The organism is Ruegeria spongiae (genome assembly GCF_023502395.1).
In the GTDB taxonomy this organism is placed as follows: Bacteria; Pseudomonadota; Alphaproteobacteria; order Rhodobacterales; family Rhodobacteraceae; genus Ruegeria_C; species Ruegeria_C spongiae.
Map to the genome: position 1 here is coordinate 1 of NZ_JAMFMB010000090.1, position 825 is coordinate 825.

1 protein-coding gene is annotated in these 825 nt (G+C 55.8%); it reads left to right on the forward strand.

Annotated elements, in window-relative coordinates; genetic code table 11:
• Positions 1 to 51: 51 nt before the first annotated feature.
• Positions 52 to 815, forward strand: a protein-coding gene (locus tag M3P21_RS22370) for an IS5 family transposase (protein ID WP_249713717.1) whose coding sequence is annotated in 2 segments (ribosomal slippage) — positions 52 to 370 and positions 370 to 815 — 765 coding nt in all. Because the reading frame shifts where the segments join, the coding sequence is not laid out codon by codon here.
• The last annotated feature ends 10 nt before the right edge of the window (positions 816 to 825 follow it).

The window sequence follows — 825 nt, forward strand, 5'->3', positions numbered from 1 at the left end:
TAGGGCCTGTTAACACTACCGTCTAATGTGCGTGTCTGCTAAGTATTTGTTATGAATGAGATAACAGAGAAGCAGTACGCGCTGATCCGTCCTTACCTTCCGGTTCAGCGTGGGAATGTGCAGATTTCAAACCTGACGATGATCAACGCCATCCTTTTTGTTGCCGAGAACGGCTGCAAATGGCGGGCACTTCCACCTCGGTTTGGCAATTGGCACACTGTCTACACCCGGATGCGCCGTTGGGCGGATGCGGGCGTTCTGGACCGTTTGTTCGACGCGCTTCAGAAACACCACATGATCTGCGTGTCCGTGGATTGTCTGGGCCTCGATAGCACGAGTGTCAAAGTGCATCCCGATGGGACCGGCGCGCCCAAAAAAACGGACCGCAAGCGATTGGCAAGTCGCGCGGCGGATGGAACACCAAAGTCCACCTAATCGCCGCAAATGACCGTTTTGCACTGACGTTCAGCCTGTCTAGCGGCAACGCGCATGATGCACCCGAGGGACGTGCCTTGCTGGAAAGCTGGCACTCCCCGCCCCAGGGGGCGGCCATGATCATGGATCGGGCCTATGAGGGTGACGAAACGCGCCAGTTGGTTCTTGATCTGGGCATGACCCCCGTCGTTCCGCCCAAGGCAAACCGGCTGATCAAATGGGACTACGACCGGACCATCTACAAGCGGCGCAACGAAGTTGAACGCCTTTTCCGCAGACTGAAGGGATACCGGCGCATCTTCTCGAGGTTTGAAAAACTCGACGTGATGTACCGCGCATTCCTGAACTTCGCTCTCATCGTCGATATGATTAAGTGTTAACAGGCCCTAG